We start from the raw sequence: 15,938 nt of genomic DNA on the forward strand, positions 1-15,938 counted from the left end.
CGATGAAGGTAAAATGATGGTAACAATTGTTAAGATTTATACCTTTGCATATGTCCTCAGAAAAGCATTTTCTTCGCATACGCGAGCTCGGCATTTGAGACTGATCCGCCTGCACCACCCCTGATGGTATTATGTGAAAGGATGAACATCTTGTAATAATTATTCTTTTTTCGAATTCTTCCAACCGTTACAACCATTCCTCTTGCTCTTCGAGGCTCTCCCGCATAAACGTCCATCAATGGCTGAGGTCTGTCCATTTCGGATCTTACAATAATAGGAACACGCGGAACTGTCGGAAGGTTAAGTCGCTGCGCCTCACTCGTAAACCTTTCGAGGGCGCTTCTGAATTCTTCCGGTGTTGGGTCCGTTTTCAACCTGAGTGTCACTGATTCCAGGTGGCCATCGATAACTGGCACTCTCGCGCAATTCGCGAGGACCTCAAAATCAGCGAATTTGACGCCTCGATCTGTCAGTTTTCCGAGAAGTTTGAGGATTTCACTCTCCATTTTTTCTTCTTCATTCTTGATGAAAGGGATAATGTTCCCGAGGATGTCGAGTGAAGGAACTCCGGGGTATCCAGCGCCGGAAACCGCCTGGTAAGTGGAAACCACAACCAAATCTATGCCAAACGCATCTTCGATCGCTTTGAGCGGAAGGGCAAGACCAGTCGTCGAACAATTCGGATTTGTCACGATGAAACCGCCATTCCTGTAGGTTTGCTGCTTTTCAATCAACGCAAGATGATCTGGGTTGACTTCCGGAATTAGAAGAGGTACATCATCCCTCATTCTATGAGAAGCGGCATTGGAGAAGACGGCAACACCTCTCGAAGCGAGGGAAGCCTCGTACTCCTTTGCAATATCGCTCGGAAGCCCGCTGAATGCTAATCTCACGTCCTTTGCGATTTTGTCAACATCAATCTGCTCGACGATCATCTCGAGGGTTTCTTCTTTGAAAGTATAATCTTTTAGCTTTAACACCTCAGCAAGCCTTTTGCCCTCCGAGCGTTCCGATGCATAGAGCCCTTTGATTTCGAAAAATGGATGGTCTTCTAAAAGCTGAACAAATCGCTGACCTATCATACCCGTCGCACCAAGCACGGCAACATCGATTTTGTCCATTCACTCCCCTCCCAAATACTTGCGTCCGTTTTCCATGATATTAAGGAATTCGCTTCGATCATCGTTCAATCCGGCTTTTTTAATTTCGTCGAGCGATTGAACGAGTTGATCAAGTGCCATGACATTATATGGATTGAAGTGTTGGATTTCAAAATAGAGATGAGCATTTTCATTTGCGACGTCCCTGCTCGTGGCCAACTGTTTGCTGAAAGTTGTTGATGCAGCATTCTTTAACATTTCCATGCTATATCCGCTTCTTGTAAGCGTGTTGATGAATGCGATATTGAGTGCATGACTCATGCCAAGCACATAGGCCATTAGCCGATCATGCTCATCAATCGGCATTCTGATAATTCTTGTAGTTGACCTTCCAATTAGATCAACGGCCGCTTCAACTGCCTCTTTTGAACCGCAATCGCAGACGATGATATTCTTATCCCAGATTGAATTCGTGTTGGGTCCAAACATCGGATGCACGCTGCAGATGGCGTATCCCCTCTTGGCCGCGTCTTTGAGTGAATTGATGATTGGAGTTTTAATCGAGGAGATGTCAAAGATGACCCCCTTTGGTTCCTTAGCGATAATTTCCTTTAAGCAATTCTCAATCGTTGAGATCGGTGTTGCGATGATAACGAAATCCATATTACATACGACATCATCGATTCTCTCAACAAAGGGAAACAACTCGCTCCTGATCTTATCGTGAATGATAACGCGATGTCCCTTCGCGGCAAGATATCTACAAAGCCAGTTTCCCATTTTTCCTGCACCGCCAATCACGAGCACGTTCGAGGATTTCTCGCTCTTGATCATTCTATACTGTGCCTCGATCGTTTCGTCGATGAGAATGGACGATAGATTTCGTGCTGAATTTTCGCTGATACCAATCTTCGAAGCCCAGTTAATATATCTCGAAATGACTTTTTCTTCGATTTCTTTATTTCGCAAAGGCATTGCATTTTCGAGCTTAATGCGCCCAATCTCCTTTCCTATTTCGATTCTCTCGGTTATGAGTTTCATAATACCATTATCAATCTCCTCGATCCGCTGTCGAAGTTGTTCAAGTCGGTCAGTCAATGAAACCACCACGCATGCACAGATCCGCAAGGACGATCGCTGTCGCCGCTTCGACGACGACAACCGCCCTCGGCACAATGCAGGGGTCATGTCTTCCCTCGATCTTCAGGGTTGCTGGTTCGAGCCTCTCGATGTTGATGCTCCTCTGCTCTTTTCTGATCGAAGCTGTCGGCTTGAATGCCACTCTGAACACAAGCGGCATTCCTATCGATAACCCTCCTAGAACGCCACCAGCATTGTTCGACAGGGTTGAGATCCTGCCCTTTTCGATGACGTAGGGATCGTTATGCTCCGAACCTCTCATCGTTGCCGCTCTGAAGCCAGCTCCGAACTCGATGCCTTTGACGGCTGGGATTGCGAATATCATCTTCGCTAGTTCGCCTTCTAGAGTATCGAAGAACGGTTCGCCGACGCCGACTGGAAGACCAACGACAACGCACTTTACGATACCGCCTATGCTATCTCCATCTTCCTTTGCATTCAGAATCTCTTTTTTCATCAAGTTGGCAAGACCGCTATTGGCAGCTTTGACAGAATTCCTTAGTCGTTCGTTGAGAATATCGTCAAAGGAATGTTCATCGTTATCGCTAACCTTTCCAATCGATTGCGTGTATGCCGCGATCCTCACCTCGATCTGCCTAAGCAATTCCTTCGCAATGGCACCAGCCGCGACAATTGCAGCCGTCATCCGGCCCGAAAATTGGCCTCCGCCCCGAAGATCATGAAATTTTCCGTATTTCATCAGGGCAGGGTAATCAGCATGCCCTGGTCTTGGTATTCTTCTGAAGATTTCGTATTTCGAGCTGTCGACGTCCTTGTTGATTAGAGTCAGAGTGATGGGGGCACCTGTTGTGATTCCATTGATAACACCAGAAAGGATTTGGACACGATCGTCTTCCATCCTTGCGGTTCCGACTTCAACGTCAGGTTTTCGCAGATCAAGCTCCTTCTGGATCATCTCTTCATCGATATTCAGGCCCGGCGGACAACCATCAACCACGCATCCGATGCAGGGCCCGTGACTTGTCCCGAAAAGGGTGAGCCTGAAGGCGGTGCCGATCGTGTTCATTCGATCAACTCCATTGAAGCGCCAAGGGCACGCATGTCATTCAGGAACGATGGATACGAGATCTCGTAGCACTTTCCCTCCGTGATGATCGTTTCACCTTCTGCAACGAGGCCCGCTACGGCCGCTGCCATGAGAATCCTGTGGTCGCTGTGAGAATCGACAATCGTGCCACGCAATTTGCTCGGTCCTCGGATCAAACAGCCGTCCTTCTTCTCTTCGATATGCGCGCCCATCGATTTGAGGAAACTTGCGGTCGTGCTGATCCTGTCGCTTTCCTTCAGACGGACGTGTTCTGCGTTGTAAAGCTTTGTTTCTCCTTTTGCAACAGCCGCAAGCACAGAGACGATTGGGAACAGATCTGGCGAATTGGACATGTCGATATCAGTTCCTTCAAGTTCGCCAGCCGAAACGGTGATCTTCGAAGGATACCGTTCCACATGCGCTCCAAATTGCTCAAGAATTTCTAGGATGAACTTATCCCCTTGGCGATCTTCAAGATCAAGGCCTGTGATTGATACCTTACCAGCCAACGCTCCCGCAACAAGCGGAAAAGCAGCGGAGGAATAATCGCCAGGTATCGTGTAATCACAGGGTCTGTATTCTTGGTTACCAGGAACGTGGAAGCCCTCTTGCGATTCAAAACATTCAGCGCCGAACCTTTTCATCATCTCGATCGTAATTTCTACATACGGTCTGGACTTTAGGGGCGTCGTCAAGATGATATCCGTATCGACTTCTTTCAGCGGCGAAGAGATCAGCAGAGATGAAATGAATTGCGAACTCACGTCACCCCTGATGTGAGCGACTTTTCCCTGATTTGGTCCTCTGATGACGAGAGGTGCTCGACCATCGCCTTTCGTGGAAACGCAGTAGACTCCCATCTCTGTTAATGCATCAATCAATGGCTGCATTGGTCTGCGGCGGATTGATTCATCACCGGTCAGTATTGTGATGCATGGCAATAGCGACGCGACGCCAGCGATGAGTCTAATCGTTGTTCCTGAATTCTCAACATCGATAACATCCTCAGGACATACGAATTCCCCGCCTTTCACCGTGCAGATGTCGCCTTCGACCGTCACCTCGGCACCAAGCAACTGGATTGCGTGGAGCGTCGCGATTGTATCACCACTCAGCAGAACCCGTCTTAACGTTGATTTGCCATCGGCAAGCTGTGCAAGCACCATCGCTCTGTGCGTATAACTTTTTGAGGGCGAAGACGGGATTGTCCCGTCGATTCTTGATGGTCTAACAAGAAGTCTCATTGCCAATCTCCCTTCTCGTGACTACACAGCTCTCCATTATAAATATCGGTCACGATAAACTTCACATCTTCGAATTCGCCAAGAAAGTCATCAAGTTGTTCCTCATCGATTAGAATAACAATTGCGGGTCCGGTTCCAGATAAACCTGCAGCTTTTGCTCCTTTACTCAAAGCCCTGACCGCAATGTCCTGATCGACGTTGAGTGCAGCGCTATAAGCCAGCCCGTTAAGGGTCATTGCCGTAAAATAATCACCCATAAGCGCGCGTTCGTATGCGAATTCCACGATATTTTTCATCGATTTGATTCTGTCAAGCGGCAATCGGCTCTTTCTGATTTGAAAATCTGGCACATGGATCAGAACCTTTAAACCATCAGGCATCAACCCTCTCTTGATGATCGTTTCGTTGCGATTGTCCGTGATCACAACTCCGCCGAAAAAGGAAGCGCAGGCATCGTCGAGTGCGCCTGTGATCGAAACTCCCGCCTTAATTGCACACCTAGTGCCGATCTTTATCGCTTCAAGGCTTTCGTATTCCGCCCCGATCGCTTTCAATGTTGCCAAAATGACAGCATTGGCCGCTGCACTGCTACTCTTCAATCCTCTGGAAATCGGAATCTCTGATCTTGTTTTCACCCTTGCCCCAAGTTCTTTATCGGGAGAATAATGGGCGAGCACCGTCTCAACGCAGTTTCTGATCAGCGTGGGGTCCTCGTGCTCGAATCCCTCAATCTCCGCGACAACTCCTTTCTCCGAAACAATCTCTACCTCTGCCCAAGTCTTCAGTCCAATGCCAAACGCCGCGCCCTTGCCTGTGGCGATCGCGTTGACGATTGTTGCGGCGCCGTGAGCAAACGCCTCTCCTCTCATGTCAGCGCCTCCTGCGCTGCGGCCATCATGATTTCGTGCGGTGGCGTGACACCTGTCCAAATCTCAAATGCCTTCTCAGCTTGAGCGACGAGCATCTCAAGACCAGATGAGATTAAGGCGCCACGACGCTCCGCGCTCTCGAGGAATTTGGTCTTCGGAGGATTGTAAATCGTGTCGAAGACAAATTGACCTTGTGAGAATATTTTGGTATCTACTAACGTCGTATCCGGAAATCCCTTCATACCGAGTGGGGTGCAGTTGATGATCACATCGAATTTCCTTTGCTCAATTTCCGCCATATCAAGAAGTTCTATTTTCTTCCTGAAGTCCTTAACCAGCGCCTCCGCCCTTTCCCGTGTCCGATTGACGACATAAACCTTCGCTCCTTTTTCGAGAAGATACGCGCAGCAGGCTCTTGCCGCGCCGCCAGCACCGATGATGAGAACTTCTTTTTCAAAAGGTTCCACACCGTTCTTCCTAAAAGTCATCTCAACGCCATAGAGATCGGTGTTGTATCCAATCAGGGTACCATCCCTGTTGAGCACTGTGTTAACTGCCCCCGTTTGTGAAGCACTGCTGTCCATTTTATCAATGTAAGGAATAATATTCTCCTTGTGCGGAATCGTGACATTGAATCCCTGGATTCCGAGGTCGATGACAAGATTCACAAGATCTTCCAACTCATCCTCCTTTGCTGGGAAGGTCAAATATCTCCCGGGAATTTCGAGAGCCCGAAAGGCCGCATTATGAAGCAACGGCGAAATGGTGTGCGAAAGAGGGTAGCCGGTAATGCCTGTGATTACCGGATCGTCGCCAAGGAATCTCATTGTATCGATATCGAGTTGACCTGGCGCCGCCTCCTTTCCAGGTTCCACCGCAACATAGGTAAAGGCGCATCCGAGTTTGGGCGCCAGAATCCTCGTTAGCGTTCCAAGCTCCCCCATCCCAATGATGACAAATTCGTTTCCAGTTTCTTTGAAACCTTCCGCCCCGTTGACGATAGAAGATAGATCACGAATTGAGTTAACCTGGAACGCGACTTTTGCAATGTCGCTCCTCGCAGCATTCTTGACGAGGAGCTCGATAATCGATGATGCATCTGGTGTACCATTGAAATCGTGCGTGGAGCAAATGATTTTCGCGTTTCCAACCGCATCCTTGAGCTTCTTCACCAAATTCGAATCGGACTCGATGTCGACAATTTCAAATCCCGATTCTACCGCCTTTGTCATGAATTTCAGTTTCTCATCGTCAGTACCTTTGAAGTTTCCACCGTGGTGTGCCGACCGCAGTGTAGCGATTTTAGGAATCGTAATTTCTTTGAATCCATCGAGTCTATGCGGCAAAGAATCCATAAGGTCGAACCTAATTTCAATTAAATCTGGTGACTTTGAAAGAATATTCCTGGTGACGACCAGCGCATCTTCCAGGTTTTTTTCGGTAATTGAAACGCAAAGTCTCATCATCTCTCCACGATCGTTTCATTAATAGCATGACCAAAGTGTCTTCCGCCTTCTTCAAGTCTCACCAGCACCTTCTGTCCTTCTTTCAATTCTGCCACCGAAACTGAACCATCTGGTGTGCAAAGCCGTATCGTTTCGGCGTTCTGAAGAATCGTCGTGTATTTCTTTCCACTTGCATCAATCTCGACGAGAATGAGAGGTCGTCGCTCAATCTTGGCCCTACCAACAACAACAGTCCTGCAGTTCCCGCTGATGTCGACTGCGAGCAGTTCATCACCGCTGGAGACCTCGGAAAGATATCTTGTTTTTCCATCAGGGCCGAGAATATACGCATGTACCGCTCCAGCGTTCACTCTGAAAGGTCTCGAAGCGACATATTCGCTTTCAAGGCTCTCTGAATGGACGAGAAAAAGGCAGGCAGACTGCGAGCCAACGAGCATGCCCTCTCCTACCCTGAGTAGCGAGCACGTATCGACACACACTCTGTCCCCCAGCGACAGTGGTACAATTCTGCTGACAGGTACCGCTGTCAGCTTGATTGGTGGCAGCTCCCTTGAAACGGCGCCACGAAACTCCTTGAGAGTCTTCGGGGAATTCGGCTCGATGACAATTCCCGAGACGCCGACTTCGAGGGTCTCTGCAAACAATTTTGCCTCCTCCGGATTTGATGTTGAAGCAAGAAGTTTCGTTTTCGATCTTTGAAATTCCGCAATCAAGTTCTCGAGTGGAATGATTTTCCAGTCAAGGGTCTTGATAACAATAAATTCAATCTTGTCTTTTAGTTCGCTCGCCTTCCTAAGATCATCGGCCTTTTTGATCGTAAGAACTTGCCCGACGAGGGATTCGTCGAGAAATATTTTTTCTCCTCTGAGGGTGAAAGCATCAAACTTCCCAAGCTTCTTAAATTCTTCATCTTCTTCTCTGATGAGAATATCGACAAACCCGCTTTCCAGGGCTGTCGTTACGATCCTTTTTCTCTCATCTCGAGATGATGGTTCTGTTGCGCTGACCCAGATAATCCTTCCTTTCCGGTCTCCAGGCATTAGATCACGTCAGTATTTTCATCGCTTCCTCAACACTTGCATCTTCCAGAACGATTTTTGAAATTGCCTTTGTGATTCCGACAACGTCCCTGTGCTGGAAGACGTTCCTGCCGATCGAGACGCCTTTTCCTCCAGCTTCGATGGAGTCCTTGACCATTTGGAGGAGCCTCTCGTCTGAATCCATCTTAGGACCACCTGCAATGACAACCGGCGCGAGAGCACCTTTGACAACTTCCCTGAATGAATCGATATCACCAGTGTAATTCGTCTTGATGACATCGGCCCCGAGTTCCGCGGCTACCCTTGCGCAGTGTTTTACCAAATCAACATCGAATGAGTCTCTGATATTTTTTCCTCGGGGGTAAATCATCACGAGCAGGGGCATTCCCCATTCGTTGCATTTTCTCGCGATCTCTCCAAAATCTCTCAGCATCTGGGACTCGGTATTCGATCCGAGATTGATGTGAATCGAGACAGCGTCAGCACCGAGTTTGATCGCCTCTTCGACGCTCGTCACGATGACCTTTTCATTTGGATCGGTGCCAAGATTTGTACTTGCAGAGAGGTGAACAATTAATCCAATGTCTCGGCCAAATGAACGGTGACCATATTGAACAATTCCTTTGTGAAGAACGACGGCTGTTGCGCCGCCTTCCGCTACCATATCAATTGTTCTTTTCATATCAACTAATCCATCGATCGGGCCGAGTGAAATACCGTGATCCATCGGCACTATCACGGCCCGTCCTGTTTTCCTATCCATAATTCGTTCCATGCGTATGCTTTTCCCAAGCACAATACCACCTCGGGCGGAGCGTGACAATACTTAGCACGCTTATAATTCTTTCTATGATCTTTACTTCAATTAGCCATTTTTGCAGGATATATTGAATACCGATCTCAATGTGCTCAGTCATTAAGAATTTTCTAGAATGATTGAAATGCCTTCCAAATTGGCCCAAGAAATCAATTTATTCGGAGGAAATGAAAGAAAAGAATTTTTTGAAGTATCCTTAGTCTCTTTAGCTCTTTCTTCATGCGCCGTTAGGATCGATTGGCACAAAAATATTCAGTCATGAAGTAGTGGGATGCTGCAGTGCTGCCTCACACTGATCAAATAATGCGTCGAGTTGTGGTTTGAAGGTCGCCAAACCAGTCGTCATATAATGGAATTACACGTTGATAAATGGAGCAAATATAAATCTAAAAATTGGTCGAGCTCGACGGCTTGCGACTCTCGCTCTACTTTCATATGAACTGCTTTGGCAAACTGTTCTGCAATTCTTGATGTCAGCAGACTCTTCGTTATTGTTTCACTGTTTTGTAAGAACGATTGCGTTTGGATCTGAGTCGATCATATTTCCTGAGATTGTACCGGTCATAATGTCGCTCGTGAACGCGAATCTAATCGTAATAGCCCAAGGCGCGGTATCGTCAGAGGTGATAGTTAAGTTGCCACCCTCAACGGATCCTGTGAAATGGAAATGATGGTTTACTGGAGGAATATGGTACTCTGTGAGATACTCATACGATGCTGGCACGATATCCATCATACCGCTAACAGAATTCCCGTCTTGGTGCAGTTGCATGCTAAACTCTCCCCAGACTTTGACTTCTCTTGTGCCTTCGAAAAATGGGTCAAGCTCATAATAGATACAATCAAAGGTACTTTCCCAGGTGCCTTCAAGATCTCGAGCGGGGCTTAAATTCCAGAAGTTTATGCCGTAGATATCCGCGAAAATGAAAATGAGCGCGATCACGCAAACCGCGACAATCACGCCTCCCGCGATTTTTGTAGCTTTTAACGGCTTTTTTGGCATTTCCTTGTATTTTTTCATCATCTTTGAAATTCAAGATATCATCCTTGATGGCGATCGAAATACTGATTATTTAATTTTTATTGGATTGTAGTTAAAAATGATTCTAATTTGTTCGCTTGGTAGAAAAGAAAATCTCAACCCTTATTGGCGTACGCCGATTGTCAGTTACTCGTATGGCGATCAGATGCACCATACCCCCCAATTCAGATACCTTATGAGGTCAACAGAGCACTTAACTGTTCATCATTAATCATTAAATTGGAAAGCGTTTTCTATTGGAACCACATTGTATTAACTAAATGTGGCGTTCATTGGCAAAATATTTCGGACGATATCCGTCGCAGGCAAAGGTCGCCAAGCTCCTTCTTCAGTATGGGCTGCGCGTCGCTAATCACACAATTTTCTGTGGTGATGTAGAAGTTGCGGATATCGCTGTCGCTAGAGCGGCAGGCGTTGATAGGAGGATCGTCAGAGCAGCAGTTGAAACGATCATGTCTCACGATGAGCTCCTCAATGTATACTCTCAATTGCGCCCTACTGCCCTTTTGAAAGATGTTGCCCCTGTCATGGGCTGGAGCGCGATTGAAATCATCCCTGTCGACGCCCAAATGCCAGGCATACTTGCGGACGTTGCGGGAGTTATTGCAAGCGCAGGTATCAGTATTAGACAAGCAATCGTCGATGACCCTGAACTCTCGGAAGAGCCGCGTCTCTATGTTATTACGGAAAGTCCCGTACCTCCAGAACTTATCCCCGCAATCAAAGCCTGCCGTGGGGTTCGCAGTATCCTGATCCATTAGGGGGATTGTTCGATTACAATCGATCGAGAAATCCGCCTGAATCCCTATATCTGCGCATTCATTGCCATCATCGGCATTTCCTTCTCCTCTATTTTTGTCCGATGGAGCGATGCTCCTCCTATCGTAATTGCTGCTTATCGTATGGGATTGACCTCACTCATTCTGCTCCCATTTGCACTGAATATATCAAAAACGGAATTAAAAGGGATCTCCAGCAGAGAATTCATCTCTCTCTCGATCGTAGGACTTACGCTCGCCCTTCATTTTTTCTTCTTTATTTCTGCAGTAAAAATGACAACGGTCGCAAATGCTGTTATCCTTGTGACATCTCACCCACTCATCGTTTGCATCCTTTCTAGTATACTGTTTCGTGAACCCATACACCACTGGATTATTGGTGCATTAGTAGGTTTTGCTGGTGTTACCCTCATATACTCAGGGAATAGGGGAATCGGCGAGAACATGGGAAACTTCCTCGCGTTGCTAGGTGCGGTTGCTGCAGCGATCTACATCATTTCTGGAAGGGTGATAAGGCAGAAAATGGGTCTCATTGCGTATGTCTTTATTGTATATTCTTTTTCTTCGATTTTTTTATTCATGGCATGTTTGATCACTAACGCACCACTCTGGCCTTATCCTGTACATGAACTCACAATTTTCTTGAGTCTTGCAATTGTCTCTACGATTTTTGGACACACTCTTTTCAACTATTCTCTAAAATATCTGCCGGCGACTTTCATCAGCATCTCATTTCTCGGAGAGCCTATCGGTGCGACTCTCTTTGCAGCTTTATTCCTTGGGGAAACCCCATCGGTGGTTGCGATCTTTGGTGGCTCCCTCGTCGTAATCGGAATCATGATTGCTGCGTGGAAATCGAGATTGGTGTTGAAGGCGAGTGATAACTCCTTAGTTCGTTGACATCGATTTTTCCTTTTCTTGCCCATTTTATCGCGCCGACCGTCGCTCTTGCCGCCTGAATTGTAGTGATGAAAGGAATTTCGAGTTCAACGGCAAGGCGTCTCATCATGTAGCCATCTCTTCTCGCCCCTGAGCTCTCAGTCGGCGTGTTGATGATGAGATCGATTTCCCCTTTTCTCATGAGGCCAAGAGCGTCGGGCGCAATGTTCTCGCTGATTCTGTAGACCGTTGTTGTCTGTATTCCATGATTCCTGAGGAATGTCGAGGTTCCTTTAGTTGCATAAATTGTGAAGCCCATTTGCCATAGTTCTCTTGCGATCGGAAGCACAGCCTCCTTATCCTTATCGCTGACGGTAATATACACGCTGCCGTTCAAGGGAAGCTTGTAGCCAGCGGCGATGAATGCCTTGTAGCAAGCTTCCTCGAAGCTCTCGCCGATCCCCATGACCTCCCCTGTGCTTTTCATTTCAGGTCCGAGGATGCTGTCAACGCCCGGTAATTTCAGAAATGGAAAGACTGACGCTTTAACTGCGACGTGGCCGAACGAGGCAACGCCGACCAATCCCAGTTCTCTCAGCGTCTTGCCGAGCATGACTTTCGTCGCAATCTTCGCGAGTGGAATACCAATCGCCTTTGATACGAAAGGTACAGTCCTACTGGCGCGGGGGTTGGCTTCAAGCATATAAACTTCGTTGTCCTTGACCGCCAACTGAAGGTTCATCAAACCCTTAATCTGGAGTGCGCGCGCGACTTTCTCAGTAATGCTGATGATTTCATCGATGATTTGCTTCGACAAAGTTTGTGGCGGGATGACCATCGTCGCATCGCCCGAATGCACACCCGCTTCCTCGATGTGTTCTAGGATGCCCCCAATAAAAACGTCTTCGCCGTCGGAGACGACATCCACGTCAATCTCGATCGCATTTGAAAGATACTTATCAACAAGAATCGGATGCTTTTTTGAGACCTTGACAGCTGAAGTGACATAAGTTTCGAGTTCTCTTTCGTTATAAACAATTTCCATCGCTCTGCCGCCAAGCACATAGCTCGGTCTAACAAGCACTGGATAACCTATTTTCGCGGCGATATCCTTAACCTCCGCGAATGAGTATCCTGTTCCAGATGCTGGTTGTTTGATTCCCAAGCGATCCATGAGTGCCGAGAAAAGCTTGCGATCTTCCGCAACGTCCATCATTTCTGGACTTGTTCCCAAAATTCTCGTTTTGCGACCTTCAAGAGCCTTCTGAAGAGGCACAGCGAGGTTGACAGCTGTTTGACCCCCAAATTGCAGAATAACGCCATCTGCATCTTCCTTCTCGATGACGTTGAGAACATCCTCAAGCGTTAACGGCTCGAAATACAATCTATTGGAAATATCATAGTCTGTGCTGACCGTTTCTGGGTTATTGTTGATGATCACGGCATCGATACCTTCCTCTTGGAGTGCCATAACGCCATGGACGCAACAATAGTCGAATTCGATTCCCTGTCCAATTCGGATTGGCCCGCCGCCGACAATAACGACTTTTTTGTTTGTCGACTTCTTCGCTTCACAATGTGTTTCATAGGTTGAATAGAAATACGGCGTCGCAGCTTCGAATTCGGCCGCGCAAGTATCAACCATCTTGTACGTTGGCACGATACCCAGAGAGATTCTCAGCTTCCTGATTTCCTCGGGCGATGTTTTTAAGAGTTGCGCGATACTTTCATCGGGGAACCCCATTCTCTTTGCCCTGAGCAGGAGGTCCTTGTTGATTTCTTTGGCGTTTCTGATTTCCTCCTCCATATCGATGATGTTCTTGATTTTTTTGATGAAAAATATATCCCATTTCGTCAGGTCGGCGATTCTTTCGAGGTTCATGCCTCTCCTGATTGCCTCGGCAATCGCGAACAATCTCTTATCAGTCGGATATGCGAGTTCTTCTTCCAGCTCTGTATCACTCCAAGTTTCCGGCTCAAGGTCCATCTTGTCGATCTCGAGGGATCTAACGGCTTTCATGATTGCTTCTTCAACCGTCCGACCGATCGCCATGACTTCTCCCGTGCTCTTCATTTGAGTACCTATCCTTCGATCGACCGTCCTGAATTTATCAAAAGGCCACCTTGGGATCTTGAGAACGACATAGTCGATTGCAGGTTCAAATGCTGCATAGGTCTTTCCAGTGATTCTGTTTTTGATCTCATCGAGCGTTTTACCGACGGCAATTTTTGCGGCGACCCTTGCGATCGGGTATCCCGTTGCTTTCGATGCGAGTGCTGAGGATCTCGAAACCCTGGGGTTGACTTCGATGACCCTGTATTCTTTGGTATCAGGGTTGAATGCGAATTGGATATTGCATCCCCCTTCGATTCCTAGGGCCCTTATGATCTTAATTGCCGCGCTCCTGAGTCTCTGATGATCAATATCTCTGAGCGTGAGAGCGGGCGCGACGACGATGCTTTCCCCCGTATGGATGCCCATTGGATCGAGATTTTCCATGCTGCAGACGATAATGCAATTGTCGTTGCGATCTCTCATAACCTCATATTCATATTCCTTCCATCCGAGGACATTCTCTTCGATCAGAACCTGATGAATGCGTGAATAGATGAGCCCCTTGCCCGCAATCGATTCAAGTTCCTCCTCGTTCCTAGCAATTCCGCTGCCCGTACCGCCGAGAGTGTAAGCCGGTCTCACGAGCACGGGATACCCTAATTCACTGGCAGCTTTCTTTGCATCATCAATGTTCCGCACCGCGATACTTTTTGGAATCGGCTCACCGATTCTCTTCATTGTGTCCCTAAAAAGTTCTCGATCTTCAGAGAGAGCGATTGCTAAGGGCTGGGTGCCAAGAAGTTTGATGCCAAGTCGATCAAGTGTTCCATTTTCTGCGAGCTCCGAACAGATGTTGAGTGCTGTTTGCCCTCCCATGCCCGAAAGGATACCATCGACCTTCTCTTTCTCAGCGATCATTGCGATCGTCTCAGCATTAAGCGGTTCAATGTACACTCGATCCGCGATTTCAAAATCTGTCTGTATCGTTGCTGGATTTGAATTCACGAGAACGGTTTCGAACCCCTCCTCCCTGAGAGATCTGCAGGCCTGCGAGCCAGAAAAATCAAATTCTGCAGCCTGACCGATAACAATTGGGCCGGAGCCGATGACCATCAGTTTCTTCGGTTTTCTCTCGGTCATCGCATCTCCTCCAACATCGAGGCAAACTCGTCGAAGAGGAACGAAGTGTCCATTGGTCCTGGCGACGCCTCGGGATGATACTGGACGGAGAATATTGGGAGCTCCCTGTGCCTCATTCCTTCGACAGTACCATCGTTGACATTAATCTGGTCTGCCTGGAATCCTTCGTTGACCAAACTGTCTTTGTCCACCGCGTACCCGTGATTTTGTGATGTGATGAAAACCTTGTTCCTGAATTTGACAGGCTGATTCGCACCTCTATGACCGAATTTCATTTTGTAAGTTCGTCCGCCAAAGGCGAGCGCAAGAATTTGATTGCCGAGACATATCCCCATAATTGGATAATCTTCCTTGATTTTCTGGATCGTTTTAATGATTGTCTCTCTGAGTGCGGGATGTGCAGGATCGCCCGGACCGTTTGAAATGACGACACCATCAATATCATTGTTTCTGAAGAATTCTACAGGTGTATCGTACGGGATTTGAATGACGGTAAATCTTTTCTTCAGCTCTCTTAAAATCCCGCCTTTGCATCCGCAGTCGAAGAGCGCGATCGTTTTTGCATTCTTTTTTTCATGCCTGATGATCCTTTTCACACTCGCTTCTCCAACGAGATTGTACGCTGCTGGAAATGGCATTCTTCTGACCTTCTCTAAAACAGATTCCACGTCTTCCTCGTACGAGATTGCACCACGGAGCGTTCCATGCTCCCTGATCTTGATGATCAGAGCTCTCGTATCAAGACCGTATATGCCTGGCACTTCGAACTCCTTGAGAAACTCGTCGAGCGTCTTTCCGCCGTACATCGGAGACGGCTCCTTACAAATCTCCCTAACAATGAAACCACTAACTTGTACCCTTTCCGATTCGAAATCATGCGCATTGACGCCATAATTCCCGATCAAGGGAAAGGACATGATCAGGATTTGCCCTTTATAAGACGGATCGGTAAGGCTCTCCTGATAACCGGTCATCCCGGTGTTGAAAACGACTTCGCCAAAAACCGTCTTCTTAAAACCAAAGCCAACACCCTCGACAACACTTCCATCTTCGAGGATGAGGCGACACGAATCCATCAGAGGGTGAAGGTATAGATGTGCGGTACTTAACCTTTATCCCCGACGATCGGACAATATTCAATGGAATTGTCTAGGCTTGGACATGCTTAAAAGACATGGGAACTGACATTGTTATTAGGAATTCGGGCTCTTGGTATTCTCCTTGCTTCCTTATTTAGTGGTATTCAGGTAATTGAACTCAGGCACACCAAATGTCATCTCCTCAAATTCCATCAGCACTTCGTGGTTTCATGCGGAAA

The 15,938-nt window shown here is 47.4% G+C and carries 13 protein-coding genes; 2 read left to right on the forward strand and 11 right to left on the reverse strand.

What is annotated here, in order from left to right:
• Window positions 1-56: 56 nt before the first annotated feature.
• The 9 genes from asd to H5T41_08800 all read right to left on the reverse strand — a co-directional run bounded on the left by asd (window position 57) and on the right by H5T41_08800 (window position 9,748).
• On the reverse strand, window positions 57-1,121 hold the full coding sequence (gene asd / locus H5T41_08760) for an aspartate-semialdehyde dehydrogenase (GenBank protein ID MBC7108855.1): 1,065 nt from the start codon (window positions 1,119-1,121) through the stop codon (window positions 57-59).
• The gene (locus H5T41_08765) at window positions 1,122-2,198 is read right to left on the reverse strand and encodes a prephenate dehydrogenase/arogenate dehydrogenase family protein (GenBank protein ID MBC7108856.1); all 1,077 of its coding nucleotides are present in this window, start codon (window positions 2,196-2,198) and stop codon (window positions 1,122-1,124) included.
• Complete coding sequence (gene aroC, locus H5T41_08770) at window positions 2,191-3,267, reverse strand: chorismate synthase (protein ID MBC7108857.1); 1,077 nt, start codon at window positions 3,265-3,267, stop codon at window positions 2,191-2,193. Before aroC ends, H5T41_08765 begins: the two co-directional genes overlap by 8 nt.
• Window positions 3,264-4,532 (reverse strand): 3-phosphoshikimate 1-carboxyvinyltransferase, encoded by a 1,269-nt coding sequence (gene aroA / locus H5T41_08775; protein MBC7108858.1) that lies wholly within the window; start codon window positions 4,530-4,532, stop codon window positions 3,264-3,266. Before aroA ends, aroC begins: the two co-directional genes overlap by 4 nt.
• On the reverse strand, window positions 4,529-5,401 hold the full coding sequence (locus H5T41_08780) for a shikimate kinase (GenBank protein ID MBC7108859.1): 873 nt from the start codon (window positions 5,399-5,401) through the stop codon (window positions 4,529-4,531). The genes aroA and H5T41_08780 overlap by 4 nt, the downstream gene beginning before the upstream one ends.
• Window positions 5,398-6,864, reverse strand: coding sequence for a shikimate dehydrogenase (aroE, locus tag H5T41_08785; protein ID MBC7108860.1), 1,467 nt, complete (start codon window positions 6,862-6,864; stop codon window positions 5,398-5,400). Before aroE ends, H5T41_08780 begins: the two co-directional genes overlap by 4 nt.
• A complete protein-coding gene (locus H5T41_08790; GenBank protein ID MBC7108861.1) occupies window positions 6,864-7,907 on the reverse strand; it encodes a 3-dehydroquinate synthase II in 1,044 nt (347 codons plus the stop codon). The genes aroE and H5T41_08790 overlap by 1 nt, the downstream gene beginning before the upstream one ends.
• Window positions 7,908-7,911: 4 nt before the next feature.
• On the reverse strand, window positions 7,912-8,706 hold the full coding sequence (locus H5T41_08795; protein ID MBC7108862.1) for a class I fructose-bisphosphate aldolase family protein: 795 nt from the start codon (window positions 8,704-8,706) through the stop codon (window positions 7,912-7,914).
• A 514-nt stretch (window positions 8,707-9,220) separates the two neighbouring features.
• Window positions 9,221-9,748, reverse strand: coding sequence for a hypothetical protein (locus tag H5T41_08800; protein ID MBC7108863.1), 528 nt, complete (start codon window positions 9,746-9,748; stop codon window positions 9,221-9,223).
• A 278-nt stretch (window positions 9,749-10,026) separates the two neighbouring features.
• Between H5T41_08800 and H5T41_08805 the strand changes: the two genes are divergently transcribed.
• Together H5T41_08805 and H5T41_08810 are read left to right on the forward strand one after the other, a co-directional pair.
• Window positions 10,027-10,527, forward strand: coding sequence for an ACT domain-containing protein (locus H5T41_08805; protein MBC7108864.1), 501 nt, complete (start codon window positions 10,027-10,029; stop codon window positions 10,525-10,527).
• 141 nt (window positions 10,528-10,668) lie between these two features.
• Window positions 10,669-11,445 (forward strand): DMT family transporter, encoded by a 777-nt coding sequence (locus H5T41_08810; GenBank protein MBC7108865.1) that lies wholly within the window; start codon window positions 10,669-10,671, stop codon window positions 11,443-11,445.
• Here H5T41_08810 and carB read toward each other — a convergent pair.
• Both carB and carA read right to left on the reverse strand, forming a co-directional pair.
• Window positions 11,381-14,620, reverse strand: a complete 3,240-nt coding sequence (carB, locus tag H5T41_08815; protein MBC7108866.1) for a carbamoyl-phosphate synthase large subunit — start codon at window positions 14,618-14,620, stop codon at window positions 11,381-11,383. The two genes, H5T41_08810 and carB, sit on opposite strands and share 65 nt — an antisense overlap.
• Window positions 14,617-15,696: a glutamine-hydrolyzing carbamoyl-phosphate synthase small subunit gene (gene carA, locus H5T41_08820; protein MBC7108867.1), complete on the reverse strand. Its 1,080-nt coding sequence runs from the start codon at window positions 15,694-15,696 to the stop codon at window positions 14,617-14,619. The genes carB and carA overlap by 4 nt, the downstream gene beginning before the upstream one ends.
• Window positions 15,697-15,938: the final 242 nt, after the last annotated feature.

Source organism: Methanomassiliicoccales archaeon (assembly GCA_014361295.1).
In the GTDB taxonomy this organism is placed as follows: domain Archaea; phylum Thermoplasmatota; class Thermoplasmata; order Methanomassiliicoccales; family JACIVX01; genus JACIVX01.